A 23,473-nucleotide genomic window follows, 5' to 3' on the forward strand; every position below is an offset into this window, starting at 1 on the left:
TTCCTCACTTCACCTGGGTGTCCAGCCCGCCTTCGGCCATTTCGGCGGCACGCAGCATGGCGCGCGCCTTGTTCTGGGTTTCCTGCCATTCGGACTCGGGGTCGGAATCGGCGACGATGCCGGCACCGGCCTGAACGTGGATCTGGCCGTCCTTGAGTACCGCGGTGCGGATCGCGATCGCGAGGTCCATGTCGCCGTGGAAGCCGAGGTAGCCGACCGCGCCGGCGTAGATGCCGCGCTTGACCGGCTCGAGCTCGTCGATGATCTCCATCGCCCGCACCTTGGGTGCGCCCGACACCGTGCCCGCCGGGAAGGTGGCGCGCAGCACGGCCAGGGCGTTGAGGCCGTCCTTGAGCTTGCCTTCGACGTTGGAGACGATGTGCATCACGTGCGAGTAGCGCTCGATGCTGAACTGCTCGGTGACCCTGACCGTGCCGGTCTGCGACACGCGCCCGGCGTCGTTGCGACCGAGGTCGAGCAGTTGCACGTGCTCGGCGATCTCCTTCGCGTCGGCCAGCAGGTCCTTCTCCAGCGCAACATCCTCGGCCACCGTGGCGCCACGCTTGCGCGTGCCGGCGATCGGACGCACGGTGACGACGTCATCCTCGAGCCGCGTCAGGATCTCGGGCGAGGCGCCAACGACGTGGAAGTCCTCGAAGTTGAAATAGAACATGTAGGGCGAGGGATTCAGCGAGCGGATCGCGCGATACAGCGCCATCGGGCTCGCCGCGTAGGGCTTGCTCATGCGCTGCGACAGCACGACCTGCATCACGTCGCCGTCGACGATGTACTGCTTGGCGCGGCGCACCGCGTCCTTGAATGCTTCCTCGCCGAAGCTCGACACTGCAGCCGCGGGCTCGGCGCGGGACTCCTCGGGCACCTGCACCGGCGCGCGGAGGCGGGCCAGCAGCTCGCGCAGGCGCTTCTGCGCACGCTTGAAGGCGCCGGGCACTTCCGGCTCGGCATACACGACGAGGGTCAGTTTGCCGCTGAGGTTGTCGACGATGGCGACTTCCTCGGACAACAGCAGCAGGATGTCTGGTGTGCCGACGGGGTCGGGCTTGTCGGTCTTCGCCAGCTTGGGCTCGATGTAGCGCACCGTGTCATAGCCGAAGCAGCCGACCAGGCCGCCGGCGAAGCGCGGCAGGTGCTCACGCGGCGGCACCTTGATGCGGTTCATGAACTCGGCGACGAAGTTGAGCGGATCGCCATAGTCGCGACGCTCGACCAGACGGTTGCCGGTGAGAAGCAGCGCCGAGCGGCCATAGACCTCGATGCGCGTCGGCGACGACAGACCGATGAAGGAATAGCGGCCGAAGCGCTCGCCGCCCTGCACCGATTCGAGCAGGTAAGTGTAGGGCTCGTTGGCGAGCTTCAGGTAGATGGACAGCGGCGTGTCGAGATCGGCAAAGGTCTCGAGCGTGACCGGAATGCGGTTATAGCCCTCGGAGGCAAGGGCGTTGAATTCTTGTTCGAGCATGGAGGCTCCACGTGAGTCGGTTCGAGCGGACGGTGCTGCAGCGGGCGGAGTGGCCGGCGCGCCTTGGCGCACGGGACCCCGCTGGGGGGAATCGCGTTCAGTGGCCCAAAGGCCAACGCCAGCCGCCGTGCCAGCCGGACTGGACGGAGGAGAGAGCGGCGAGGAAGCGATCCCGGGGTGCGAGCATCACGATGTCGATCTGTAGTGGAGTGTACCGACAGACCCGCACTTATGCGGTGACGATATGATCGAGGGCCTGAAGTGCGTTCGATAGTAGCCCATCGCATTCGATGGTGTCCACCGGCACCCCTTCGCTGTAGCCGTAGGTGACCAGCAGCACCGGCATGCCCGCCCCTTGCGCCGCCAAGGCGTCGTTGGCGGAGTCACCGATCATCAGCGCCTCGTTCGGTGCTACGCCAAGTCGCTCGCAGGCGAGGCGTACCGTCGCCGGATCCGGCTTCTTCACCGGCAGCGTGTCGCCGCTGACGACGGCATCGAAATGCGTGGCGATGCCCATGCGCTCGAGCAGCGGCAGGGTGAAGGCCTCGGCCTTGTTGGTGACGACCGCCAGCCGGATATCGCGCCCGCGCAGGACCTGCAGGGTCTCGACCACACCGGGGTAGATCGAGGTGCGCGCTCCATTGACCACCGCGTAGTGGCGCCGGAAGACCGCCACTGCGGTCTCGATCTCGGCCTCGGTCGCGCTCATGCCTTCGGTCATGCAGCGCCGCACCAGATTGGGAATGCCCTTGCCGACGAAGCTGTGGATCTCGTCCTGGCTGCGCGCCGGCCGGCCGAGTTCGGCCAGCATGAGGTTGGCTGCGTCGGCCAGGTCGGCGATGGTGTCGAGCAAGGTGCCGTCGAGGTCGAACAGCACCGCACGTGGCGCGAAGCGCGCACCGGTGCTCATGCCGCCACCCTGGCGAGTTCGCGGCGCAGAGCACCGATGATGGAATCGTAGCGGTTGGGATCGCCGTCCTTGCCAGCGCCGAAAACCGCCGAACCGGCGACGAAGGTGTCTGCGCCTGCACGGGCGATCTCGGCGATGTTGTCGGTCTTCACCCCGCCATCGATCTCGAGCAGGATGCGCCGCCCTGTGCGCGCCTCGTAGACATCGAGCTTCTCGCGCGCCATGCGCAGCTTGTTGAGCGTTTCGGGGATGAACTTCTGCCCGCCGAAACCCGGGTTCACGCTCATCAGCAGGACCACGTCGAGCTTGTCCATGACGTGGTCCATGTGGTGCAGCGGCGTGGCCGGATTGAGCACCAGTCCGGCCTGGCAGCCGACATCGCGGATCAGGCCCAGGCTGCGGTCGATGTGCTCGGAAGCCTCGGGGTGGAAGGTGATGACGTTGGCGCCGGCCTTGGCGAAATCGGGAATGATGCGGTCAACCGGCCTCACCATCAGGTGCACGTCGATGGGCGCGGTGGTGTGCGGACGGATCGCCTCGCACACCAGCGGCCCGATGGTGAGGTTGGGGACATAGTGGTTGTCCATCACGTCGAAGTGGATCCAGTCGGCGCCTGCGGCGACGACGTTGCGCACTTCCTCTCCGAGACGAGCGAAGTCGGCGGACAGCAGGCTGGGGGCGATGCGGTACATGGGCGGTCTCCGGAAGGCGTTCAGTCCCGGATTCTAACCGCCCGCCGCGCCTGCGCGGGCAAGCGTGCCGCGACGGCGCAGTTCAGCGCACGCAGACCTTGCGCACCTGCTTCATGTCGGTGATACCCGCCAGCACCTTCTCCATGCCGTCCTGGCGCAGGGTACGCATGCCTTCGGCCAGCGCCTCGCCGAGGATCTGGTCGACGCGGCCACGCTCCTGGATCAGGCGCTTGATCTGCGCCGAGCCGAGCATCAGCTCGTGCAGGCCCACCCGCCCCTTGTAGCCGTGGTTGCACTCGACGCAGCCGACCGGACGGTAGAGCGTGAAGCGCCCCGCCGGATCCGCGAAGCTCTGCCGCCAGCGCTGCAGCACCTCGGCACGCGCTGCCGACGGGTCGGCCTGGAAACGCGGCGTCAGGTGCATGTCCTCGCAATACTCCTCGAGCAGCAGATGGATCTCTTCCTCGTCCGGGCGAAAGGCCTGGCGGCACTTCAGGCACAGGCGCTTGGCGAGGCGCTGGGCGAGCACGCCGATCAGCGCGTCGGCGAAGTTGAACGGATCCATGCCCATGTCGAGCAGGCGCACGACGGACTCCGGGGCGCTGTTGGTGTGCAGGGTCGAGAACACGAGGTGGCCGGTGAGCGAGGCCTCGATGCCGACCGACACCGTCTCATGGTCGCGCATCTCGCCCACCATGATCACGTCCGGATCGGCACGCAGGAAGGCGCGCATCATGGTCGCAAAATCGATGCCCGCCTTGCGGTTGACCTGCACCTCGCGCAAGCCGCGCTGCGTGATCTCGACCGGGTCCTCGACGGTCCAGATCTTGGTGTCGGGGGTGTTGATGTAGCTGAGGATCGAGTGCAGGGTCGTCGTCTTGCCGGAACCGGTGGGGCCACAGACGAAGAAGATGCCATAGGGCTTGCTGATCGCCTCCTTGAGCCGCTCGAGGTTGAACGGCATCAGGCCGAGCTGATCCATCGGGATCGGCTCGTTGCTGGCGAGCAGGCGCATCACGACGTCCTCGAGCCCGCCCTGCGTCGGCAGCGTTGCCACGCGCAGCTCGATATCGAGCGGCGCGAACTTGCGGAACTTGATTTTGCCGTCCTGCGGCTTGCGCCGTTCGGAGATGTCGAGATCGCACATGATCTTGATGCGCGTCACGAGCGGATTGCGATAGCTGGCCGGCACCTCGATGTAAGGCACGAGAGAGCCATCCTTGCGGAAGCGGATCAGCGTCTTCTCCCGCCCCGGTCGCGGCTCGATGTGGATGTCCGACGCCCCCTGCCGATAGGCCTCGATGATGATGCGATTGACCAGCTTGACGAGCTCGTTGTCGGCCGCAGCCGAGACGTCGTCGCCGAGCGAGCCCGGTTCGTCGTCACGCTCGTCCAGATCGGACAGGATGTCGCTGACCGAGCCGTCGTCGATCGACTCGCCGAAATACTGCTCCACGACCATCTCGAACTCGCGTGCCGACGTCACCCTGTAGCTGAGCCGCTTCTTGGGCAGCACATTCTGCGCGACGCAGGAACTGCGGACCTGCTCCGGGTCCACGCACAGGACCACGACCCCGTCCTGGTTCTCCTCGTAGGGCAACCACAGACTCTGCTGCACGTAGTCGCGCTTGATGTTGCGCAGCAGGTCCATCGGCTTGACGTGATTGGGCTGGAAGGGCTGGTAGGGGACGCCGAAATAGCGGGCGGCAGCCTCACCAAGTTCGGCGGTACTCAGGCCGAGCACGTCGATGAGAATCTCTTCGGTGCTGAGGTCGCCGGTGCGCGCCTCGCGGATGACCTGGCGCAGCTCCTCGGCTGTGATTCGCCCGTCGGCCACCAGCGCATCGAAGCGGGAACGCAGGCGTGCCGGCTTCTCGGCATGTCGCGCGAACGCGACACCGAGTGTCTGAGTCAAACCCAGCAGCCCCTCTTCGGCAACGTTGCTGAAAGGCGCCCCGCTGTGGCTGTTGATGAGCTGGATGACGCCGATGACGCGCTCGCTGTCCGGATCGCGGATCGGCACCACGAGCATCTGGCGGGAGCGAAAGCCGGTGCTCGCGTCCACCTCGCGCTTGAAGTGGAGCTGGGGCGAAATGGCGGCCAGCTCGGCCTCGTCATACGCGTCGGCGATATTGACTGGCCTGCCGGTCAGCGCGACGAAGCCGGCGACGCTGCTGTCGTCCACCGGAAGGCGAATGCTCTGCACCGAGTCGAGGCCGGTCTTGACCCGGGTAACGATCGTAGTGCCGTTGTCCTCGAGCGTATAGATCGTCAGCCGCTGCGCCTCGAACAGGGCACAGAGGTCGGCCGAGAGCTCGAGGATGATTTCGTCCACGTCGTTGCTGGCGTGGATGCGATTGGTGACGACCTGCAGCCCCTTGAAGAAGGCCAGGCGACGCGCAACCGCGCTACCCTGCTGCAGCTTGCCAATGGTCGCAGCCAACGGGTCGGCAGCCCCCTGGGCAGCTTTCGCCTGCGCGGCGAACTGCTGCGGATCGTCGTGCAACTGCGTCATTCGCGAAACCCCGAAATCAGAAATGGAGCTCCTGGCCCATTTGCAGGCGCCTGGGCTTGAGCCGCGAGGCTCCTGCCTCGATCTGCGCAATGATACGCAGGTCCGCGCCGGGTTTCAGGTGGGTGATGTGGACTTCGGGCGTGACGTGCACTTCCTCGAGCATGGCCAGCAACATGCTCGGGCACAGATGACGGCTCGCGACAGCAAGTCCGTGCTGTTCATCGGCGAAAGCGGTTTCGACGATGAGATGGCGCAGGGCAGGCTGGGCGTTGATCGCGGCAATCAGCTCGGGGCAATAGGCGGTATCGCCGGAGAACACGAGCTGCCCTTCCCCGCTGTCGAGGGCATAGGCGACGGTAGGCACCGTGTGCTGCGCCGGCAGCGCCGTGATTACGCGCCCGCTCAACGAGATGCTCTCGCCGAGCTTCATCGGCTGGAAGCGCATGAAGGGGTGATGCCGGTCCGGAATCGCGGAAAAGTCAGGCCACACAAGCCAGTTGAAGACGTGGGAGTGCAGGATGCGGATCGTCTCCGGCGTCGCATGCACCGTGACCGGAAGGCTTCGTGCGTCGCCGACCGAATCGATCAGCAATGGCAGGCAGGCGATGTGATCGAGATGCGCATGCGTCAGGAAGACGTGGTCGATGCGCCGCATCGCGTCGAGCGAAAGCTCACCCGCGCCAGTTCCGCAATCGATGAGGATGTCCTCGTCGACGAGAAAGGACGTGGTGCGCGCCTGCGCCCCGCCGATTCCGCCACTGCACCCCAACACCTTCAGTTTCATGAGTGTTCGCCGCGAGACGACCCATCCGGATCGAGCGGCATTGGTTCCCCGTTACGTCTGCGGGGACCTTATCACCCCAGCCCCGGCGCCGGTAGGCAAAAAATCACGCCAAGGGCGGCACGCCCTGAATGTTTTCAGGGACGCAGGAAGAACTCCATCTTGACCCCCGCCAGCTCGATGATGTCATGATCCTTTAGCAGGCAGGCCTGGGCGTCGATCGGCGCCCCGTTGACCAGCGGGAAGCTGGCGCCTTCGACGTGGGTGATGAAGTAGCCATGGGGGCGGCGAGTGATGACCGCCACCTGCTTGCCCGGCTTGCCGAGGGTGGTCAGCGATTTCGTCAGCTCCAGCTCGCGGCCCGCGTTGGCGCCACTGAGCACCTGGATGATCCCGAGGCGCTCGCCCGCCGCTGCAAGCGCCTTCTCGGCACGCTCAAGCGCGCCCGCGGCCACCACCTGCGTATCGCCACCGCCCTCGCCCGCAGGCCGCGCACCGACATCCGTACCCGTCGGCGGCAACTCGAAGGGCTTGATCGCGGCCGTGTCGATCATCTCCGAAGCGGAAAGGCCGGGCTGCGTGGCATCGACGATGTACTTCAGGCGGTACTTGCCAAGCTCGATGACATCGTTGTGGTGCAGCACGTGCTTCTTGACCGGCTGGCCATTCACGTAGGTGCCATTGGTGCTGTTCTGATCCTCGAGGAAGGCGTCTTTGAGAATGCAGGTAATCACGGCGTGCTGTCCGCTGATGGCCAGATTGTCGATCTGGATATCGTTGTTCGGCTTGCGCCCGATCGAAGTCCGCTCCTTGTCGAGCTCGATTTCCTTGAGGACGAGACCGTCCATGCTGAGGATCAACTTCGGCATTGCCCCTACCTGTCGATTTGGTTTGCCGCAGATGCTGCGGAAGTGTCATCGCATTCTAACGCGGCACCCCGTGGGCGGGAGACGAAAAAAAAGCGCCGGATGTACCGGCGCTTTCTCGGATCGCGAACGACGCGGCAGGATCAGAGCATCGCCTTCAGCAGCTTGCCCATTTCCGACGGGTTGCGCGTCACCTTGAAGCCGCACTCCTCCATGATGGCGAGCTTGGCATCGGCGGTGTCGGCGCCGCCGGAGATCAGCGCACCGGCGTGGCCCATGCGCTTGCCTGCGGGGGCGGTGACGCCGGCGATGAAGCCGACGATCGGCTTCTTCATGTTTTCCTTGCACCACATCGCGGCTTCGGCTTCGTCCGGACCGCCGATCTCGCCGATCATGATCACCGCGTCGGTGTCCGGATCATCGTTGAACATGCGCATGACGTCGATGTGCTTCAGGCCGTTGATCGGGTCGCCGCCGATACCAACCGCGGACGACTGGCCGAGACCGATCTCGGTCAGCTGCGCCACGGCTTCATAGGTCAGCGTACCGGAACGCGACACGACGCCGATACGACCCTTGCGGTGGATGTGGCCGGGCATGATGCCGATCTTGATCTCGTCGGGCGTGATCAGGCCGGGGCAGTTGGGGCCGAGCAGCAGCGTTTCCTTGCCACCCTTGGCAACCTTCTGCTTCATCTTGTTGCGCACGACCAGCATGTCGCGGACCGGGATGCCTTCGGTGATGCAGATCGCCAGGTCGAGGTCGGCTTCGCAGGCTTCCCAGATGGCGTCGGCAGCGCCCGCGGGCGGCACGTAGATGACCGACACGGTGGCACCGGTTTCGGCAGCGGCTTCCTTGACCGAGGCGTAGATGGGGATGTCGAAGATCTTCTCGCCCGCCTTCTTCGGATTCACGCCGGCGACGAAGCAGTTCTTGCCGTTGGCGTATTCCTGGCACTTCTCGGTGTGGAATTGACCGGTCTTGCCAGTGATGCCCTGGGTGATGACCTTGGTATCTTTGTTGATCAGGATGGACATTCAAACTCTCCTTACTTGACCGCAGCGACGATCTTGGTCGCAGCTTCCGCCATGGTGTCGGCGGTGATGATCGGCAGGCCCGATTCGGCGAGGATCTTCTTGCCGAGGTCTTCGTTGGTGCCCTTCATGCGCACCACGAGCGGGACGGAGAGGTGAACTTCCTTGGCCGCGGCGACCACGCCGGTGGCGATGGTGTCGCAACGCATGATGCCGCCGAAGATGTTGACCAGGATGCCCTTGACCTTCGGGTTCTTGAGCATGATCTTGAAGGCTTCGGTGACCTTCTCGGTGGTCGCGCCGCCGCCGACGTCGAGGAAGTTGGCCGGCTCGGCGCCGAACAGCTTGATCGTGTCCATGGTGGCCATCGCCAGGCCGGCGCCGTTCACCAGGCAGCCGATGTTGCCGTCGAGGCTGATGTAGGCGAGGTCGAACTTGGAGGCTTCGATTTCGTCGGCGTCTTCTTCGTCGAAGTCACGGAAATCGACGATCTCCGGGTGACGGTAGAGCGCGTTCGAATCGAAGTTGAACTTGGCGTCCAGGGCCTTGATGTTGCCGTTGCCTTCCAGGATCAGCGGGTTGATTTCCGCCAGCGAGGCATCGGTTTCCATGTAGCAGGTGTACAGGCGCTTGAGCGTGTCGACCGCCTTGGCCACGGAAGCCTCGGGCACGCCGATGCCGCGAGCCAGATTCTCGGCCTGCGCGTCGGTCAGGCCGACGAGCGGATCAACGAACTCCTTGAGGATCTTCTCGGGGGTGCTGTGAGCGACTTCCTCGATGTCCATGCCGCCTTCGGAGGAGGCCATGATGGCGACCTTCTGCGTGGCGCGGTCGGTCAGCGCGGCGACGTAGTATTCCTTCTGGATGTCGGCGCCTTCCTCGATCAGCAGGTTGCGCACCTTCTGGCCTTCGGGGCCGGTCTGGTGGGTGACCAGTTGCATGCCGAGGATATCGTTGGCGTGTTGACGCACTTCGTCGAGCGAGCGGGCCAGCTTGACGCCGCCGCCCTTGCCACGGCCACCCGCGTGAATCTGGGCCTTCACCACCCAGATCTTGCCGCCGAGCTCTTCGGCCGCCTTGACCGCCGCATCGACGGAAACGCAATGGAAGCCACGCGGCGTCACGACGCCATACTTCCTCAGTAGTTCTTTTGCCTGATACTCATGAATCTTCATGGTTGCCCTTCGATCGAAGTCACGGCGGCGAGCCCGCCGCGAACAGGTTGATGGCATGCTTAGGAGCGCAGATGCTCAGCGACGGGCGTCGTCTCCCTCGACCGCCACCCACCGCCGCCGGCCGGAAAGCCGGCCTGAACTTCCGGCTGTCACGCACGAGTACGTGTTTACCGCAAGACTCCATAATTATAACCAGTTTTGCGCAGTGCACAGCGCTCGCGCAATGCGCCGTTCAGGCGCTCTCGTCCTGCCCGCGGTACCACTTTGGGTAGTAGCGCCGCACGGTTTCGCTTGCGGTATCGAGCGCGTGGCAGTGATCGAGCTGTGGCGGTTTGCCGGCACTGTCATCCGTGTCGCGACGGAAGGTCGCGACGGTCTGGATGGCGGCAGTAGGCAGCGACTGCAGCATCTCGGTCATGTGCGAGCAACCCAGCGTCTCGCCGAACATCTCATTGACCGTGCGCCGAAAGCCACGCACCAGGTTGAGCCCCACAAGCCTTGCATAACTCGGACCGATCGTGTCGCAGTTGCCCGGGTAAGGCACCTCGTCCGAACAGGCAACCGCCGCGACGATATTGAATGCCACATCGAAACTGATGCGGACCCGCATCAGATGCACCGGCACCCCCGCAGGACGCATGCCCGAGGCGATGGGATAGTCGACATCCTTGACGTCGGTCAGCGACGCCTCGAGATCGTAGAGGCCATCCTCTCGCAGGAAACCTTCGATCTCGATGCGACGAGTGTGAATGCGCCGACGAGGCGCCGTGGGAGCAGGTAGCGGCATCTTCGTTTCGCGTACGGTGGCGTATGGAGCCGTCAATCTTAACCGATTGCGGGCACCACAAGGGATGTCGGACGGGCGCTTGCCAACCGCCGCCGCGGTGCACAATAGTTCACGTTACGCATGCAACGCAGCACAAAACCATGCTGCAGGTGCTGGAAGCCTGGGCCGGACTCTGCTAAAAGCAGGCTATCGCATCCAAACCGCCGGAAGTGCGGACAATGAGAACAACACCGATAACCACGGCAGTGGCACTTGCCACCGCCCTCATATCTTCACCGACCGGTGCCCTCGCGGCCGTGCTGGGCGAGGTCGTGTCGCTGTCACCGATCGGCGAGCCCTTGCGCGCCGAGATCCGCATCATCGGCGGATTCGACCGCGAGACCGCGAACTGCCTGCGCATCGGCGCCGCGGGTGACGGCGCAGGTGACTTGCCCTGGGTCTCGGGCGCACGCCTGACAGTGATCGGCGGCACGAACCCTCGGGTTGCGGTGACCACCTCCCGCGCGATCAATGAGCCCGTCGTCCAGATAGCGGTGGAGGATGTGTGCGAGAACCGCCTGCGGCGCGAATACACCCTGCTTCTGCCCTATCCGGTCTCGACCCCGGCAGCGCCCGCTTCGCCCCGGCAACAACCCTCGGCGCCAGCCCCCGCAAAGAGCGCCGCAAGCACCGGGCGCACATGGACCACCGCGCCCGGAGAGTCGCTCGAGTCGCTCGCGCATTCTCTGTATCCGGACGATGCAACAGCACGGCGCCGATTCATGCGCGCGACGGCAGCGGCCAACCCCGGCCTTTTCGAGCAGGCCGGCTCGCAGTCCCGCCCCCTTCCCGATGGCACCGCACTGACGGTACCCGACCTGCGCACGCTGTCCGCCAGCGCACCCGCCCGCAAGGCAGACAAGCCGCGCGCAGCGCAGCCAAAAACGCCGGGCACCACCGCCCCCAGGCCTCCCGCCTCGGCACCGAGGACGCCTGCTGCGCCGACCCAGGCTGCACAGATCGACACGCGCGACCGCGTGATCGTCGAGGGCGACAAGCCGGCAAGCGTTCCCTCAGGCGCGACGGCCCCGGCGTCGGGCGAAGCGCCCGGCACAACGGCTTCCGACCTGCTGGAACGTGAGCGCAAGCTTGCTGCAGCGGTTGATCGCAGCATCATCGCGGAGATGGAACTGCTGGCGCGCATCAAGGAGCTCGAAGAGGCACGTGACCGGCTGCAGGCCCGCATCGCGGCACTCGACCAGGCCGCGCAGCAAGCGATCCCGCCGGTTGCAGCACCAAGCGCACCCGCGACCGCATCAGAAAGCGCACCCACCACCAGCAGTCCCGACCACCGCGACACCTATTTGATCGCAGGGCTGGCCATCGCGGCCCTGGCGCTCGCCATGGTGCTGCGTCGCCGTCGCCCCGCCCCGCCCGAGACGCCCCCCCAGACGCTGACCGCTGCACACACCGTTCAACCGCTTCCGGCGCGCGACGCCGCCTATCCCGTCAAGCAACAAAGCGCCGCCCCCGCCGAAGCACAGACCGAACTGCCCGCAGGCGTCGCGCCAACTCCGCAAGCCCCGGCCAGGCCTTACGACGAAGGAATCGACTGGAGCACCTCGACCCTGCTGCCGACCGCCGGCTATGCGGTCGAACACCCCGTTGACGACGCGGGCGAGGAGCACCGTTCTGCCGTCGAACTTGCCGAGATCATGGTGAGCTTCGGTCGCCTGCACGGCGCAGCCGACACGCTCGCCGAGTTCGTCCGCGGCAGTCCGAAGCAGGCCGTCACCCCTTGGCTGAAATTGCTCGAGGTCTATCGGGCCGCCGGCCTGCGGGAAGATTTCAGCGCCGTCGCTCGCGAGCTGAACAAGACCTTCAACGTCCTCGCCGTCACCTGGGACAACTACGATGCGGTACGTCACAACGCCATACGGCTGGAAGACATGCCGCATATCGCCGCGCGCGTGCAGCAGCTGTGGGGTACCCGCGAGTGCCAGTCCTACCTGCAGCACCTGCTGCGCGACAATCGTGACGGGTCTCGCGCGGGCTTCCCGTTTACGGTCATCGACGACATCCTGATGCTGTCAGCGGTGCTCGAACATGAGCTCGGCCCCTTCCGCGTAGCGCCGACGCCTGCCTGAGGCAGGTCGGTGCCCCCGCTCAGACGGGATTCGGCAGATCGATGAAGTCGGCCTCGAGGCCGAGACTGTCGTCGAGATAGGCCGCGATTGCGCGGGCACCATAGCGCTCGGTCGCATGATGGCCGGCCGCTATGTAGGGCACACCGGATTCGCGCGCAAGATGAACGGTCTGCTCCGAGATCTCGCCCGAAACGTAGAGATCCGCACCGGCTGCAATCGCCTGCTCGAAGTAGCCCTGGGCGCCGCCGGTACACCAGGCGACTCGCCTCACCTTGCGCGCACCGTCGCCGACGAGCAGCGGATCGCGCCCGAGTCGCGCGGCGATCGAGCGCGCAAGTTGCTCGGCCGACTCCGGCACGGCGGACTCGGCCGGACGGCCGAGCCAGCCCAGTTCCTGATCGGCGAAGCGCGCGTCCGCCTGCCACCCCATGAGCCGGCCCAGCTGGGCATTGTTGCCGAGTTCCGGATGCAGATCGAGCGGCAGATGATAGGCAATCAGGCTAATGTCATTGACAAGCAAGGTCTTGAGCCGCTGGCGCCGGATGCCATTGACCCGCCCGTCCTCGCCTTTCCAGAAATAGCCGTGATGCACGAACACCGCGTCATATCCGCCGACGACTGCACGATCGAGCAAAGGCTGGCTCGCCGTCACGCCGCATAGCACGCGGCGCACCTCGGCGCGTCCTTCCACTTGCAAACCGTTTGGGCAATAATCCTTCACGCGTGAAGCGTCGAGCAGGGCGTCAAGACGCTCGATGAGCTCGATGAGTTGCATGCTCCCTCCATTCCTTTTCGGGCCCGACAGGCACCCTCGTGGCGCAGGCCCGAACATCCTCAGCCTTTAGAGTCAATCATTATGCGCCGTCTGTGGCTCATCTTCGCCCAGGCCGTGACCATCAGCGTCGCCGGGCTCTTCGTCCTCAGCACACTCAAGCCCGAGTGGCTGCGCGACACGGCGCCCGCATCGGTGGTAGCCATCCTCGAGGCGCCCAGCACCGAGGGCGAACGCCCCGCCGCGGTGGGCTCCTACGCGGCGGCGGCGCAGCGCTCAATGCCGGCGGTCGTCCACATCTTCACCAGCAAGGCCGGTGTCGCCCCAGGCCACCCGCTGCTCGACGATCCAGTGTTCCGCCACTTCTTCGGCGAGCGGCCGAACAGTGGCCCCACCCAGCGCCAATCCGGGCTGGGCTCGGGCGTGATCGTCAGCCCGGACGGCTACATCGTCACCAACAATCATGTCATCGAAACCGCCGACCAGATCGAGGTCGCCCTCAACGACGGGCGCAAGTTCGGCGCACGGCTGATCGGGCGCGACCCGGAAACCGACCTCGCGGTGCTGAAGATCGACAGCGATGGCCAGTTGCCGGTGATCACGCTTGCCGCGAGCGACGCCCTGACGGTCGGGGATGTCGTGCTGGCGATCGGCAACCCGTTCGGCGTCGGCCAGACCGTCACGATGGGCATTGTGTCGGCGCTGGGTCGCAGCCAGCTCGGGATCAACACCTTCGAGAACTACATCCAGACCGATGCTGCGATCAACCCGGGCAATTCGGGCGGCGCCCTGGTCGATAACAGCGGCAACCTGGTGGGGATCAACACAGCCATCTATTCCCGCTCGGGCGGCTCGCTCGGCATTGGCTTCGCCATCCCGGTATCGATCGCGCGCAATGTTCTCGAGCAGATTGTCGCCACCGGCGAGGTCACGCGCGGCTGGGTCGGGGTGGAAATCCAGGACATCACGCCGGAGTTGGCGGAATCGTTCGGCCTTGCCGACACGCGCGGCGCGCTCATTGCCGGCGTGCTGCGCGCCAGCCCTGCAGATCGCGCCGGCATCAAGCCGGGCGACGTGCTCATCGCCGTCGGTGGCGAAACGGTGCGCGACCCAAAGGGCATGCTCGATCTGGTGGCAGCCCTGCCGCCCGGTCGCCGCGCAAGTTTCCTCGTGCGCCGCGGCGAGCGGGAAATCGAACTGACGGTGGAAGTGGGTCGACGCCCGACACCGGCACCCAGCCGCTGAAAGCCGCCCTTGGCGGGATGATCGGGCATCGCCTTGCGACACAACGCCGCCGCGACACCCACCCCGCCGGCGTCAGCCCTTGTCGGTGCGCTCGCTGGCTTCGATCTGGTCGAGTTCGCGGTCCATATCCTCGATGGACGGCGGAACATAGGCACTTTCAGTCGCAGCGGGCACCGGCTTCGACATCCAGCGCGCGAGGATGATGCCCAGTTCATACAGAAGGCACATCGGAATCGCGAGCATCAGCTGGGAGATCACATCCGGCGGCGTCACGATCGCGGCGATCACGAACGCACCAACGATGACGTAGGGACGCATCTCCTTGAGCTTGGCGACGTCGACGACGCCCGCCTTGACGAGCAGGATGACCGCCACCGGCACCTCGAATGTCACGCCGAAGGCGATGAACATCGACATCACGAAGGACAGGTATTGCTCGATATCCGGCGCCGGAACAATGCTCTTCGGCGCGAATTCGGCAATGAAGCTGAACACCATGCCGAACACGAAGAAGTAGCAGAAGGCCATGCCGATGAGAAAGAGCAGCGTGCTGCCCGCGACCAGCGGCAAGGCCATGCGCTTCTCGTGCGCATAGAGACCGGGTGCGATGAAGGCCCAAGCCTGGAACAGCACCCACGGCAAGGCCAGCACGAAGGCCACCATCATGGTGACCTTCACCGGCACGAAGAAGGGCGTCACGACGCCCGTGGCGATCATGTGCGTGCCCTCAGGCAGGGTGTCCATCATCGGCTTGGCGAGGATGTCGTAGATATCACCCGCCCACGGCATCAGGCAGACGAAGACCACCACCACGACCAGCAATGCACGGATCAGGCGATCGCGCAGCTCGATCAGGTGGGAGATGAAGGTTTCCTGTTGAGTGCTCATGCCTTGGTCTTGTCAGCCGCACTGACCGCCGCAGCCTGGCCGGCTGCGGCATCGAGTCCGAGTTCGAGTTGCGTATCGGCCGGTGCTGCAGTAGCGGAAGCCGTCTGTCCGAGCAGTTGCGACGCGGCAACAGCACTGGCCGCCGACGCGGGCGCGTCGGGCATCATCGAGCGAACCTCGTTCGCCGTCCGGTTTACCTCGGACTCGACACCGGCCGCCCCTGCGCGCACCGAGGACTCGAGTTCCTGAGCCTGCTGCTTGACCTGCTCCTGCAGCTTCTTCAGCTCGTCGAGCTGCATCTCGCGCTGGATGTCGGATTTGACGTCGGACACATAGCGCTGGACACGCCCGAGGAGATGGCCGGCCGTGCGCGCGACCTTGGGCAGCCGCTCGGGGCCGACCACGACGAGCATCACCACGCCGATGACGATGAGTTCCGAAAAGCCGAAGTCGAACATGTTCTGCCGCTTGAGATGCGGTCACGCCGGAGCATGCCGCACGAAAACGAAGGGGCGCTCCTTTGCGGGCGCCCCTCCTCCTTCGAGACGCGAAGCTCAGGAAGCGGTCTTGTCGACCTTCTCCCGCGCCTCACCCTCGATCGTCTGACCGCCCGCGATCTTCTGCTGGGAGGCATCGGTGGCGTTCTCGCCTTCCTTCATGCCGTCCTTGAAGCCCTTGACCGCGCCACCGAGATCCGAACCGATGTTGCGCAGCTTCTTCGTCCCGAACACCAGCAGGACGATGACCAGCACGATCAGCCAGTGCCAGATGCTGAATGAACCCATACCGCTCTCCTTAACGCTTCAACATGGGTGGCAGGGGATTGGGGCCACCCACAATGTGAAGGTGCAGATGATACACCTCCTGCAACCCAACCCTTCCGGTATTCACGATGGTCCGGAAGCCATCCGTACAACCCTGCTCGCGCGCAATTTTGCCCGCCGCAACCATGAGACGCCCCATGGCGGCCTCGTGTTCCTCATCCAGGTGCGCCATCGAGTCGACGTGCACCTTCGGAACCACCAGCACATGCACGGGAGCAATCGGGTTGATGTCGTGGAAGGCGAAGACATGCTCGTCCTCGTAGACCTTCTTCGACGGAATCTCGCCGCGGACGATACGGCAGAAGATGCAGTCGCTCATGACCCTGCCTGCTGCGCCGTGCGGGACTTCTTCTCGTCGATGCCCGACACGCCTTCACGGCGGCGGAACTCGGCCAGCACGTCCTCGACCGAAAGCCCATGATGCGCAAGCAGCACCATCGAGTGAAACCACAGATCCGTGACTTCCCAGACCAGGTGCAGCATGTCCTTGTCCTTGGCAGCCATGATCGTTTCCGCCGCTTCCTCTGCCACCTTCTTGCAGATGGTGTCAGTGCCCTTGGCGTACAGGCTGGAGACGTAGGAAGAATCGGGGTCGGCCTTCTTGCGCGCAACCAGGGTATCCGACACGCGACGCAGCACTTCGATATCGATCACTTGTAGATCTCCTGCGGGTCTTTCAAAACCGGTTCGACGGCCTCCCAGCGGCCATCGGCGAAATACTTCTGGAAGAAGCAGCTGTGGCGCCCGGTATGGCAGGCGATGCCGCCTACCTGCTCGATCTTCAGCAAGACCACATCGTTGTCGCAGTCGATGCGGATGTCGAGCACCTTCTGCACATGGCCGGACTCCTCGCCCTTGTGCCACAGCTTACGCCGCGAACGTGACCAGTAGATGGCTTCGCCCGTCTCGGCAGTGCGCTGCAGTGCCTCGCGGTTCATCCACGCGAACATCAGCACATCGCCGCTCGACGCCTCCTGCGCGATCACGGGAACCAGGCCATGCTCGTCCCACTTGACCTCGTTGAGCCAGCGCGTGTTCTCGCTCACAGCCTCACCTCGATGCCGCGCGCGCGCATCAGCTCCTTGGCCTCGCGCACCGTGTGTTGTCCGAAGTGGAAGATGCTCGCAGCCAGAACGGCATCAGCGCGGCCCTCGGATACGCCCTCGGCCAGATGCTCGAGGGTACCAACGCCACCGCTAGCAATGACCGGAATGCGCACGGCATCCGACACCGCGCGCGTCAGCGCGAGATCGAAGCCGCTCTTCGTGCCGTCACGGTCCATGCTGGTCAGCAGGATCTCGCCCGCCCCCAGCGACTCCACCTTTCGAGCCCACTCGATGGCATCGAGGCCGGTATTCTTGCGGCCACCGTGGGTGAACACCTCCCACTTGCCCGGCGCCGTCTGCTTGGCATCGATCGCCACCACGATGCACTGACTGCCGACCTTGCTCGAGGCGTCATGCACCAGTTGCGGGTTATTGACCGCCGCGGTGTTCATGCTGACCTTGTCCGCGCCGGCATTCAGCAGCCGGCGCACGTCGTCGACGACGCGCACGCCGCCGCCCACGGTGAGGGGAATGAAGACCTGTTCGGCGACCTGCTCGACCACGTGCAGGATGATGTCGCGATCATCCGAACTCGCCGTGATGTCGAGGAAGGTCAGTTCGTCGGCGCCTTGCTCGTCATAACGACGGGCGATCTCGACCGGATCACCCGCGTCGCGCAGTTCGACGAAATTGACACCCTTGACCACGCGCCCGGCGCTCACGTCCAGGCAGGGAATGATGCGTTTGGCCAGCATCAGCAGCGCTCGGCGGCGAGGGTCATTCGGATACCCCGTTGAGTTCGTCGGCACGAGCCTGGGCCGCAGCGAAGTCGAGCGTGCCTTCGTAGATGGCCCGTCCGGTGATTGCGCCCATCACGCCCTCGTCCTCGACCGCACACAGCGCATCGATATCGCGCAGGTCGGTGACGCCTCCGCTGGCAATGACCGGAATGCGCAGGGCACGCGCCAGTCGTACCGTGGCTTCGATGTTCACGCCGGACAGCATGCCGTCACGCCCGATATCGGTGTAGATCACCGACTCGACGCCGTAGTCCTCGAACTTCTTCGCCAGATCAACGACGTCATGGCCGGTGAGCTTGGACCAGCCGTCGACCGCCACCTTGCCGTCCTTGGCGTCGAGGCCCACGATGATATGTCCGGGGAAGGCACCGCAGGCGTCATGCAGGAAGCCCGGGTTCTTCACCGCGGCGGTGCCGATGATCACGTAGCTGATGCCGTTGTCCAGATAATGCTCGATGGTGTCGAGGTCGCGAATGCCGCCGCCCAACTGCACCGGAATATCGTCGCCGACCACGTCGGTGATCGCACGGATCGCAGCGCCGTTCTTGGGCTTGCCGGCAAAGGCGCCGTTCAGGTCCACCAGGTGCAGGCGACGGGCGCCGGCGTCGATCCAATGGCGCGCCATGGCGCCGGGATCTTCGGAAAACACCGTGGCGTCGTCCATTTCGCCCTGCTTGAGGCGAACACACTGACCGTCCTTGAGGTCGATGGCGGGAATGAGCAGCATACCGGTATCTGAAGTAGTGGAACGGGGAGGTGGATGGCGCCGGCGCTCAGGGCTGCCAGCGAATGAAGTTGGCCAGCAGCCGGAGTCCCGCCGCAGCGCTCTTTTCCGGGTGGAACTGGGCCGCGAAGATATTAGCCCGCGCTACCGCACTGGTAAAGCGAACGCCATAATCGGTCTCGGCCGCGGTGAGCGCCGGATCGGCCGGCGCAACGAAGTAGCTATGCACGAAGTAGAAACGCTCGCCGTCCGGGATGCCGTCCCACATCGGGTGCGCGCCCCGCTGCCAGACCTCGTTCCAGCCCATGTGCGGCACCTTCAGCCGACCACCGTCGGCCGCCAGCATTTTCGCCTCGGGAAAGCGCACGACGTCACCATCGAGGATACCCAGCCCGGGGACATCACCCTCGGCACTGTGCTCGAACAGCATCTGCTGACCGATGCAGATACCCAGAAAGGGCTTGCCTGCGGCCGCATCCACAACGGCCTGGCGCAGTCCGCGCGCCTCGAGCTCGCGCATGCAGTCGGGCATCGCACCCTGGCCGGGAAAGACCACGCGCTCGGCTTCGGCAACGCGCGCCGGCTCGGAGGTGATGAAGACGTCGTGACCGGGCGCCACGTGCTCGATCGCCTTGGCGACCGAGCGCAGGTTGCCCATGCCGTAATCGATGATGGCCACAGTGGTCATCGGCTTGACTCGCTATTGAACAGGATGGCGGCCGTCGAAGACGATCGCGAGGAAAATTCGCTCAGAGCGCGCCCTTGGTGGAGGGGATGGTGCCGGCTGCACGCTCGTCGACCTCGGCCGCCATGCGCAGCGCGCGGGCAAAAGCCTTGAACACGGTCTCGCACTGGTGATGCGCGTTGTCGCCACGCAGGTTGTCGATGTGCAGCGTGACCCCCGCGTGATTGACGAAGCCCTGGAAGAACTCGCGCGCCAGATCGACATCGAAATTGCCGATGCGGGCACGCGTATATTCGACGAAGTAATGCAGTCCGGGCCGGCCGGAAAAATCCACCACCACGCGCGACAGCGCCTCGTCCAGCGGCACGTAGGCATGACCATAGCGACGCAAGCCCTTCTTGTCGCCGATCGCCTTGGCAAAAGCCTGGCCCAGGGTGATGCCGACGTCCTCGACGGTGTGATGGTCGTCGATATGCGTGTCGCCCTCGCAGTGGATGTCGAGATCGATCAGGCCGTGGCGGACGATCTGGTCGAGCATGTGGTCGAAGAAAGGCACGCCCGTATCGAGCTTGCCCTTGCCCGTGCCATCGAGATCGATGCGCACGGAGATCTTCGTTTCGAGGGTATTGCGAGTAACTTCGGCTTGCCGCATGACTGGCTGATGGCTCAAGGGTGACAGGTCCGGGCCATGATAACATCGCCCGGCAAATTGACTGCAACGCGCAGCCTATGGTGTAGACCGTCGCCGTGCTATCGCGTTGCCGATCTGCCACTCGATCCCCTGCTCGCCTTTCTATCGCAGACAAAACCATGAGCCGCTTCTGGAGCGCCGTCGTCCACGGCCTGACCCCCTACGTCCCGGGCGAACAGCCCAAGCTCGACAACCTGGTCAAGCTCAACACCAACGAGCACCCCTATGGCCCGTCGCCCAAGGCGCTCGAGGCGATCCGCGCGGCGACGGGTGACTCCCTGCGCCTCTACCCCGACCCGAATGCGGACGCCCTCAAGGCCGCACTCGCGCAGCGCCACGGCCTGCAACCGCAACAGATCTTCGTCGGCAACGGTTCGGACGAGGTGCTCGCGCACGCTTTCATGGCGCTGCTGAAGCAGGATCGCCCGCTGCGGTTCCCCGACATCAGCTACAGCTTCTATCCGGTCTATTGCGGACTGTACGACATCCCACACCGCACGATTCCGCTGGCGGAGGACTTCTCGATCCGGGTGGAGGACTACCTCCCGCAGGACGGCGAACAGCCGGGGGCGATCATCTTCCCCAACCCCAACGCCCCGACCGGTCGTCTGCTGCCGCTGGAGGCAGTCGAGCGTATCGTCGCCGGCAACCCGGACGCAGTGGTGCTGGTGGACGAGGCCTATGTGGACTTTGGGGGCGAGAGCGCCATCGGCCTGATCGACAAGTATCCCAACCTGCTCGTGGTACATACCTTCTCGAAGAGCCGCTCGCTGGCGGGCCTGCGGGTCGGTTTTGCCGCGGGGCATGCTGACCTGATCGAGGCGCTGGAGCGGGTCAAGAACAGCTTCAATTCCTATCCGCTCGACCGGCTGGCGATCGCTGGCGCCGTGGCGTCGGTAGAGGATGAGGCGTTCTTCCAGGCGAGTTGTCGCAAGGTCATCGCGACGCGCGAGAAGCTGATCGCCGACATGCGGGCGCTGGGCTTCGAGGTGCTGCCGTCAGCGGCGAATTTCATCTTCGCCAGCCATCCGCAGCGTGACGGAGCCGAGTTGACGGCCGAACTGCGCAAGCGCGCGATCATCGTGCGCCACTTCAAGGCTGCACGGATCGATCAGTTCATGCGGATCACGATCGGTACCGATGAACAGTGCGACATCCTGGTCGAGGCACTGAAGGACATTCTCGGCCGCTGAGACACATCGACGCGTCAGGCGGCTTGGCTCCAGTCCGCCGGACGTGACTGGAGTATCCACTCTGCCGGCTGCGGAACTCGCCTTCGCTGCGCTCGGCTCAGACAGTCCTCGCCGGCGCCATGGATACCCCAGTCACGTCCGGCTCACCACCACATGGGCTTCGAGCCCGCTGTCTTCACACCTTCAGCCGCATCTCGGCGGAACGTGCATGTGCCTGCAAGCCCTCGCCGTGAGCGAGGATCGAAGCGACCTTGCCGAGATGCTGGGCGCCGGCCTGCGAGATATTCACGATGCTGGTGCGCTTCTGGAAGTCGTAGGTGCCCAGCGGCGACGAGAAGCGCGCGCTGCGCATGGTCGGCAGCACGTGATTGGGGCCGGCACAGTAGTCTCCCAGCGCCTCCACCGCCCAGTGGCCGACGAAGATCGCGCCGGCGTGGCGGATGTGGTCGATCCAGGCTTCGGCGTCGTCCAGCGACAGTTCGAGGTGCTCGGGGGCGATGCGATTCGCTAGCGCACAAGCCTGTTCGAGGCTGTCAACATGGATCAGGGCGCCGCGGTTGGCGAGCGATTTGGCGATTGTCTCGCGGCGCGGCATGGTGGGCAGCAGGCGGTCGATCGCCGCGTGCACGGCGTCGATGAAGCCGGCGTCGGTACAGAGCAGGATCGATTGCGCCAGTTCGTCGTGTTCGGCCTGGGCGAAGAGGTCCATCGCGACCCAGTCGGCGTGGCCGGAGCCGTCGGAGATGATCAGCACTTCCGACGGGCCGGCGACCATGTCGATGCCGACGGTGCCGAACACGCGGCGCTTGGCCTCGGCCACATAAGCGTTGCCCGGGCCGACGATCTTGTCCACCTGCGGGATGGTCTGCGTGCCATAGGCAAGCGCCGCCACCGCCTGCGCGCCACCAATGGTGAACACGCGGTCGACGCCAGTGATCGCGGCGGCAGCCAGCACCAGCGGGTTCTTCTCGCCGCGCGGCGTGGGCACGACCATGATCAGCTCGCCAACACCGGCCACCTTGGCCGGAATGGCGTTCATCAGCACGGAGCTGGGATAGGACGCGCGCCCGCCCGGAACGTAGAGGCCGACGCGGTCAAGCGGCGTGACCTTCTGGCCCAGACGCGTGCCATCGGCCTCGGTGAATTCCCAGGACTCGCCCTTCTGGCGCTCGTGATAGACGCGCACGCGGTCGGCCGCGATCGTCAGCGCCTCGCGCTGCTCCGACGAGAGGCTGTCGAGTGCGGCGTAAAGCTCGGCCTTGGGCAACTCCAGCGCCCCCATCGAATGCACGTCCAGACCGTCGAAGCGACGGGTGAACTCGACCACAGCCGCGTCGCCGGTGGCGCGCACCGCGCGCAGGATCTCGGTCACCGCGGTGTCGATGCGCTCGTCGGCTTCGGATTCGAAGGCAAGCAGCGCATCCAGCGTGGAAAAAAATTCGGGTTCGCGCGCATCGAGGCGGCGGATGGGCGTCTGGCTCATGAAACGGTCCTTACGGTTTGATCGCACCGGCGAAGGCGTCGAGCACCGGCTGCAGCAATTCGCGCTTGAGCTTGAGCGAGGCCTGGTTGACGATCAGGCGCGAGCTGATCGGCATGATGTCCTCGACCTCTTCCAGATTGTTGGCCCGCAGCGTGCCGCCGGTGGACACCAGGTCAACGATGGCGTCGGCCAACCCGACCAGGGGCGCGAGTTCCATCGAGCCGTAGAGCTTGATGAGGTCGACATGCATGCCCTTGCCGGCAAAGTGCGCCTTGGCCGCATTGATGTACTTGGTCGCAACGCGGATGCGACCGCCTGGACGCGTCGCCGCCACATAGTCGAAACCCCTTTGCACCGCGACGCACAGGCGGCACTTGGCGATGTTGAGGTCCAGCGGCTGATACAGCCCCGCGCCGCCGTGTTCGATCAGAACGTCCTTGCCGGCGATACCGAGATCGGCCGCGCCATACTGCACGTAGGTCGGCGTGTCGGTCGCGCGCACGATGACGAGGCGCACGTCGGGCCGATTGGTGCCGATGATGAGCTTGCGCGAGGACTCGGGGTTGTCGGTCGGCACGATACCGGCAGCGGCAAGCAGCGGCAGCGTCTCTTCGAAGATGCGGCCCTTGGACAGGGCGAGCGTGATGCTGGACACGTGAAAAGCCTTGATCGAAAGGGCTGACATTGTAACCCGAGGCCGCTTCTGTTAACCTTCGTGCCAACTGGCTGAACCGCACAAGGCGGTTCGGCCTTTTC

General features: G+C 64.9%; 25 protein-coding genes. 3 read left to right on the forward strand and 22 right to left on the reverse strand.

Annotated features, from left to right (window positions below; genetic code table 11):
* Window positions 1-4: 4 nt before the first annotated feature.
* From trpE to CGK74_RS01850, 9 genes are all read right to left on the reverse strand, one after another.
* Window positions 5-1,480 (reverse strand): anthranilate synthase component I, encoded by a 1,476-nt coding sequence (trpE, locus tag CGK74_RS01810; RefSeq protein ID WP_094266820.1) that lies wholly within the window; start codon window positions 1,478-1,480, stop codon window positions 5-7.
* A 229-nt stretch (window positions 1,481-1,709) separates the two neighbouring features.
* Window positions 1,710-2,390, reverse strand: a complete 681-nt coding sequence (locus CGK74_RS01815; RefSeq protein ID WP_094266821.1) for a phosphoglycolate phosphatase — start codon at window positions 2,388-2,390, stop codon at window positions 1,710-1,712.
* Window positions 2,387-3,082, reverse strand: coding sequence for a ribulose-phosphate 3-epimerase (gene rpe, locus CGK74_RS01820; RefSeq protein WP_094266822.1), 696 nt, complete (start codon window positions 3,080-3,082; stop codon window positions 2,387-2,389). The genes CGK74_RS01815 and rpe overlap by 4 nt, the downstream gene beginning before the upstream one ends.
* An 82-nt stretch (window positions 3,083-3,164) precedes the next feature.
* Window positions 3,165-5,597 (reverse strand): GspE/PulE family protein, encoded by a 2,433-nt coding sequence (locus CGK74_RS01825; protein WP_240498593.1) that lies wholly within the window; start codon window positions 5,595-5,597, stop codon window positions 3,165-3,167.
* A 16-nt stretch (window positions 5,598-5,613) separates the two neighbouring features.
* Entirely contained in the window at window positions 5,614-6,381 is a 768-nt protein-coding gene (locus CGK74_RS01830; RefSeq protein WP_094266823.1) for a 3',5'-cyclic-nucleotide phosphodiesterase, read from the reverse strand.
* Between the two features lie 134 nt (window positions 6,382-6,515).
* Window positions 6,516-7,247, reverse strand: coding sequence for an FHA domain-containing protein (locus CGK74_RS01835; protein ID WP_094266824.1), 732 nt, complete (start codon window positions 7,245-7,247; stop codon window positions 6,516-6,518).
* Window positions 7,248-7,387: 140 nt separating this feature from the next.
* Window positions 7,388-8,281, reverse strand: coding sequence for a succinate--CoA ligase subunit alpha (gene sucD, locus CGK74_RS01840; protein ID WP_094266825.1), 894 nt, complete (start codon window positions 8,279-8,281; stop codon window positions 7,388-7,390).
* Between the two features lie 11 nt (window positions 8,282-8,292).
* Window positions 8,293-9,453 (reverse strand): ADP-forming succinate--CoA ligase subunit beta, encoded by a 1,161-nt coding sequence (gene sucC / locus CGK74_RS01845; RefSeq protein ID WP_094266826.1) that lies wholly within the window; start codon window positions 9,451-9,453, stop codon window positions 8,293-8,295.
* Between the two features lie 232 nt (window positions 9,454-9,685).
* Window positions 9,686-10,240, reverse strand: a complete 555-nt coding sequence (locus tag CGK74_RS01850) for a DUF2889 domain-containing protein (protein WP_094266827.1) — start codon at window positions 10,238-10,240, stop codon at window positions 9,686-9,688.
* Between the two features lie 245 nt (window positions 10,241-10,485).
* On the opposite strand from CGK74_RS01850, the gene CGK74_RS01855 reads away from it, so the two are divergent.
* Window positions 10,486-12,366 carry a type IV pilus assembly protein FimV gene (locus tag CGK74_RS01855; protein ID WP_133091754.1) on the forward strand — a complete coding sequence of 627 codons (1,881 nt, stop codon included), beginning with the start codon at window positions 10,486-10,488 and terminating at the stop codon, window positions 12,364-12,366.
* Window positions 12,367-12,385: 19 nt separating this feature from the next.
* Here CGK74_RS01855 and CGK74_RS01860 read toward each other — a convergent pair whose 3' ends face one another.
* On the reverse strand, window positions 12,386-13,141 hold the full coding sequence (locus tag CGK74_RS01860) for a Nif3-like dinuclear metal center hexameric protein (RefSeq protein ID WP_094266829.1): 756 nt from the start codon (window positions 13,139-13,141) through the stop codon (window positions 12,386-12,388).
* A gap of 81 nt (window positions 13,142-13,222) precedes the next feature.
* Here CGK74_RS01860 and CGK74_RS01865 point away from each other — a divergent pair, with 81 nt between their 5' ends.
* Complete coding sequence (locus CGK74_RS01865) at window positions 13,223-14,383, forward strand: Do family serine endopeptidase (RefSeq protein WP_094266830.1); 1,161 nt, start codon at window positions 13,223-13,225, stop codon at window positions 14,381-14,383.
* A gap of 72 nt (window positions 14,384-14,455) precedes the next feature.
* On the opposite strand, the gene tatC is transcribed toward CGK74_RS01865, so the two are convergent.
* The 10 genes from tatC to hisB all read right to left on the reverse strand — a co-directional run bounded on the left by tatC (window position 14,456) and on the right by hisB (window position 20,002).
* The gene (tatC, locus tag CGK74_RS01870; RefSeq protein WP_094266831.1) at window positions 14,456-15,271 is read right to left on the reverse strand and encodes a twin-arginine translocase subunit TatC; all 816 of its coding nucleotides are present in this window, start codon (window positions 15,269-15,271) and stop codon (window positions 14,456-14,458) included.
* Window positions 15,268-15,729: a Sec-independent protein translocase protein TatB gene (gene tatB, locus CGK74_RS01875; RefSeq protein WP_094266832.1), complete on the reverse strand. Its 462-nt coding sequence runs from the start codon at window positions 15,727-15,729 to the stop codon at window positions 15,268-15,270. The genes tatC and tatB overlap by 4 nt, the downstream gene beginning before the upstream one ends.
* Window positions 15,730-15,825: 96 nt before the next feature.
* The gene (gene tatA / locus CGK74_RS01880) at window positions 15,826-16,056 is read right to left on the reverse strand and encodes a Sec-independent protein translocase subunit TatA (protein WP_094266833.1); all 231 of its coding nucleotides are present in this window, start codon (window positions 16,054-16,056) and stop codon (window positions 15,826-15,828) included.
* Between the two features lie 10 nt (window positions 16,057-16,066).
* Window positions 16,067-16,414 (reverse strand): histidine triad nucleotide-binding protein, encoded by a 348-nt coding sequence (locus tag CGK74_RS01885; protein ID WP_094266834.1) that lies wholly within the window; start codon window positions 16,412-16,414, stop codon window positions 16,067-16,069.
* A complete protein-coding gene (locus tag CGK74_RS01890) occupies window positions 16,411-16,749 on the reverse strand; it encodes a phosphoribosyl-ATP diphosphatase (RefSeq protein ID WP_094266835.1) in 339 nt (112 codons plus the stop codon). The genes CGK74_RS01885 and CGK74_RS01890 overlap by 4 nt, the downstream gene beginning before the upstream one ends.
* Window positions 16,746-17,141: a phosphoribosyl-AMP cyclohydrolase gene (hisI, locus tag CGK74_RS01895; RefSeq protein ID WP_094266836.1), complete on the reverse strand. Its 396-nt coding sequence runs from the start codon at window positions 17,139-17,141 to the stop codon at window positions 16,746-16,748. Before hisI ends, CGK74_RS01890 begins: the two co-directional genes overlap by 4 nt.
* Window positions 17,138-17,896, reverse strand: coding sequence for an imidazole glycerol phosphate synthase subunit HisF (gene hisF / locus CGK74_RS01900; protein WP_094266837.1), 759 nt, complete (start codon window positions 17,894-17,896; stop codon window positions 17,138-17,140). Before hisF ends, hisI begins: the two co-directional genes overlap by 4 nt.
* Before the next feature lie 22 nt (window positions 17,897-17,918).
* Window positions 17,919-18,668, reverse strand: coding sequence for a 1-(5-phosphoribosyl)-5-[(5-phosphoribosylamino)methylideneamino]imidazole-4-carboxamide isomerase (gene hisA / locus CGK74_RS01905; RefSeq protein WP_094266838.1), 750 nt, complete (start codon window positions 18,666-18,668; stop codon window positions 17,919-17,921).
* A gap of 46 nt (window positions 18,669-18,714) precedes the next feature.
* Window positions 18,715-19,353, reverse strand: coding sequence for an imidazole glycerol phosphate synthase subunit HisH (gene hisH, locus CGK74_RS01910; RefSeq protein WP_094266839.1), 639 nt, complete (start codon window positions 19,351-19,353; stop codon window positions 18,715-18,717).
* Between the two features lie 61 nt (window positions 19,354-19,414).
* The gene (hisB, locus tag CGK74_RS01915) at window positions 19,415-20,002 is read right to left on the reverse strand and encodes an imidazoleglycerol-phosphate dehydratase HisB (RefSeq protein ID WP_094266840.1); all 588 of its coding nucleotides are present in this window, start codon (window positions 20,000-20,002) and stop codon (window positions 19,415-19,417) included.
* A gap of 158 nt (window positions 20,003-20,160) precedes the next feature.
* Here hisB and hisC point away from each other — a divergent pair, with 158 nt between their 5' ends.
* On the forward strand, window positions 20,161-21,234 hold the full coding sequence (hisC, locus tag CGK74_RS01920) for a histidinol-phosphate transaminase (RefSeq protein WP_094266841.1): 1,074 nt from the start codon (window positions 20,161-20,163) through the stop codon (window positions 21,232-21,234).
* Between the two features lie 175 nt (window positions 21,235-21,409).
* Here hisC and hisD read toward each other — a convergent pair whose 3' ends face one another.
* Together hisD and hisG are read right to left on the reverse strand one after the other, a co-directional pair.
* A complete protein-coding gene (hisD, locus tag CGK74_RS01925) occupies window positions 21,410-22,717 on the reverse strand; it encodes a histidinol dehydrogenase (protein WP_094266842.1) in 1,308 nt (435 codons plus the stop codon).
* Between the two features lie 10 nt (window positions 22,718-22,727).
* On the reverse strand, window positions 22,728-23,372 hold the full coding sequence (gene hisG / locus CGK74_RS01930) for an ATP phosphoribosyltransferase (RefSeq protein ID WP_094267408.1): 645 nt from the start codon (window positions 23,370-23,372) through the stop codon (window positions 22,728-22,730).
* Window positions 23,373-23,473 lie beyond the last annotated feature (101 nt).

It is taken from the genome of Thauera propionica, assembly GCF_002245655.1.
GTDB classification, from domain to species: Bacteria; Pseudomonadota; Gammaproteobacteria; order Burkholderiales; family Rhodocyclaceae; genus Thauera; species Thauera propionica.

Bases quoted from the DNA above. Each gene is read 5' to 3' on its own strand.
- CGK74_RS01835 (WP_094266824.1), bottom strand. From the start codon at position 7,247: ATGCCGAAGTTGATCCTCAGCATGGACGGTCTCGTCCTCAAGGAAATC.
- trpE (WP_094266820.1), bottom strand. From the start codon at position 1,480: ATGCTCGAACAAGAATTCAACGCCCTTGCCTCCGAGGGCTATAACCGC.
- hisA (WP_094266838.1), bottom strand. From the start codon at position 18,668: ATGCTGCTCATTCCCGCCATCGACCTCAAGGACGGTCAGTGTGTTCGC.
- tatB (WP_094266832.1), bottom strand. From the start codon at position 15,729: ATGTTCGACTTCGGCTTTTCGGAACTCATCGTCATCGGCGTGGTGATG.
- CGK74_RS01860 (WP_094266829.1), bottom strand. From the start codon at position 13,141: ATGCAACTCATCGAGCTCATCGAGCGTCTTGACGCCCTGCTCGACGCT.
- hisH (WP_094266839.1), bottom strand. From the start codon at position 19,353: ATGACCACTGTGGCCATCATCGATTACGGCATGGGCAACCTGCGCTCG.
- rpe (WP_094266822.1), bottom strand. From the start codon at position 3,082: ATGTACCGCATCGCCCCCAGCCTGCTGTCCGCCGACTTCGCTCGTCTC.
- CGK74_RS01850 (WP_094266827.1), bottom strand. From the start codon at position 10,240: ATGCCGCTACCTGCTCCCACGGCGCCTCGTCGGCGCATTCACACTCGT.
- CGK74_RS01825 (WP_240498593.1), bottom strand. From the start codon at position 5,597: ATGACGCAGTTGCACGACGATCCGCAGCAGTTCGCCGCGCAGGCGAAA.
- hisB (WP_094266840.1), bottom strand. From the start codon at position 20,002: ATGCGGCAAGCCGAAGTTACTCGCAATACCCTCGAAACGAAGATCTCC.
- hisF (WP_094266837.1), bottom strand. From the start codon at position 17,896: ATGCTGGCCAAACGCATCATTCCCTGCCTGGACGTGAGCGCCGGGCGC.
- tatA (WP_094266833.1), bottom strand. From the start codon at position 16,056: ATGGGTTCATTCAGCATCTGGCACTGGCTGATCGTGCTGGTCATCGTC.
- tatC (WP_094266831.1), bottom strand. From the start codon at position 15,271: ATGAGCACTCAACAGGAAACCTTCATCTCCCACCTGATCGAGCTGCGC.
- CGK74_RS01830 (WP_094266823.1), bottom strand. From the start codon at position 6,381: ATGAAACTGAAGGTGTTGGGGTGCAGTGGCGGAATCGGCGGGGCGCAG.
- sucC (WP_094266826.1), bottom strand. From the start codon at position 9,453: ATGAAGATTCATGAGTATCAGGCAAAAGAACTACTGAGGAAGTATGGC.
- sucD (WP_094266825.1), bottom strand. From the start codon at position 8,281: ATGTCCATCCTGATCAACAAAGATACCAAGGTCATCACCCAGGGCATC.
- CGK74_RS01865 (WP_094266830.1), top strand. From the start codon at position 13,223: ATGCGCCGTCTGTGGCTCATCTTCGCCCAGGCCGTGACCATCAGCGTC.
- hisC (WP_094266841.1), top strand. From the start codon at position 20,161: ATGAGCCGCTTCTGGAGCGCCGTCGTCCACGGCCTGACCCCCTACGTC.
- hisD (WP_094266842.1), bottom strand. From the start codon at position 22,717: ATGAGCCAGACGCCCATCCGCCGCCTCGATGCGCGCGAACCCGAATTT.
- CGK74_RS01885 (WP_094266834.1), bottom strand. From the start codon at position 16,414: ATGAGCGACTGCATCTTCTGCCGTATCGTCCGCGGCGAGATTCCGTCG.
- CGK74_RS01815 (WP_094266821.1), bottom strand. From the start codon at position 2,390: ATGAGCACCGGTGCGCGCTTCGCGCCACGTGCGGTGCTGTTCGACCTC.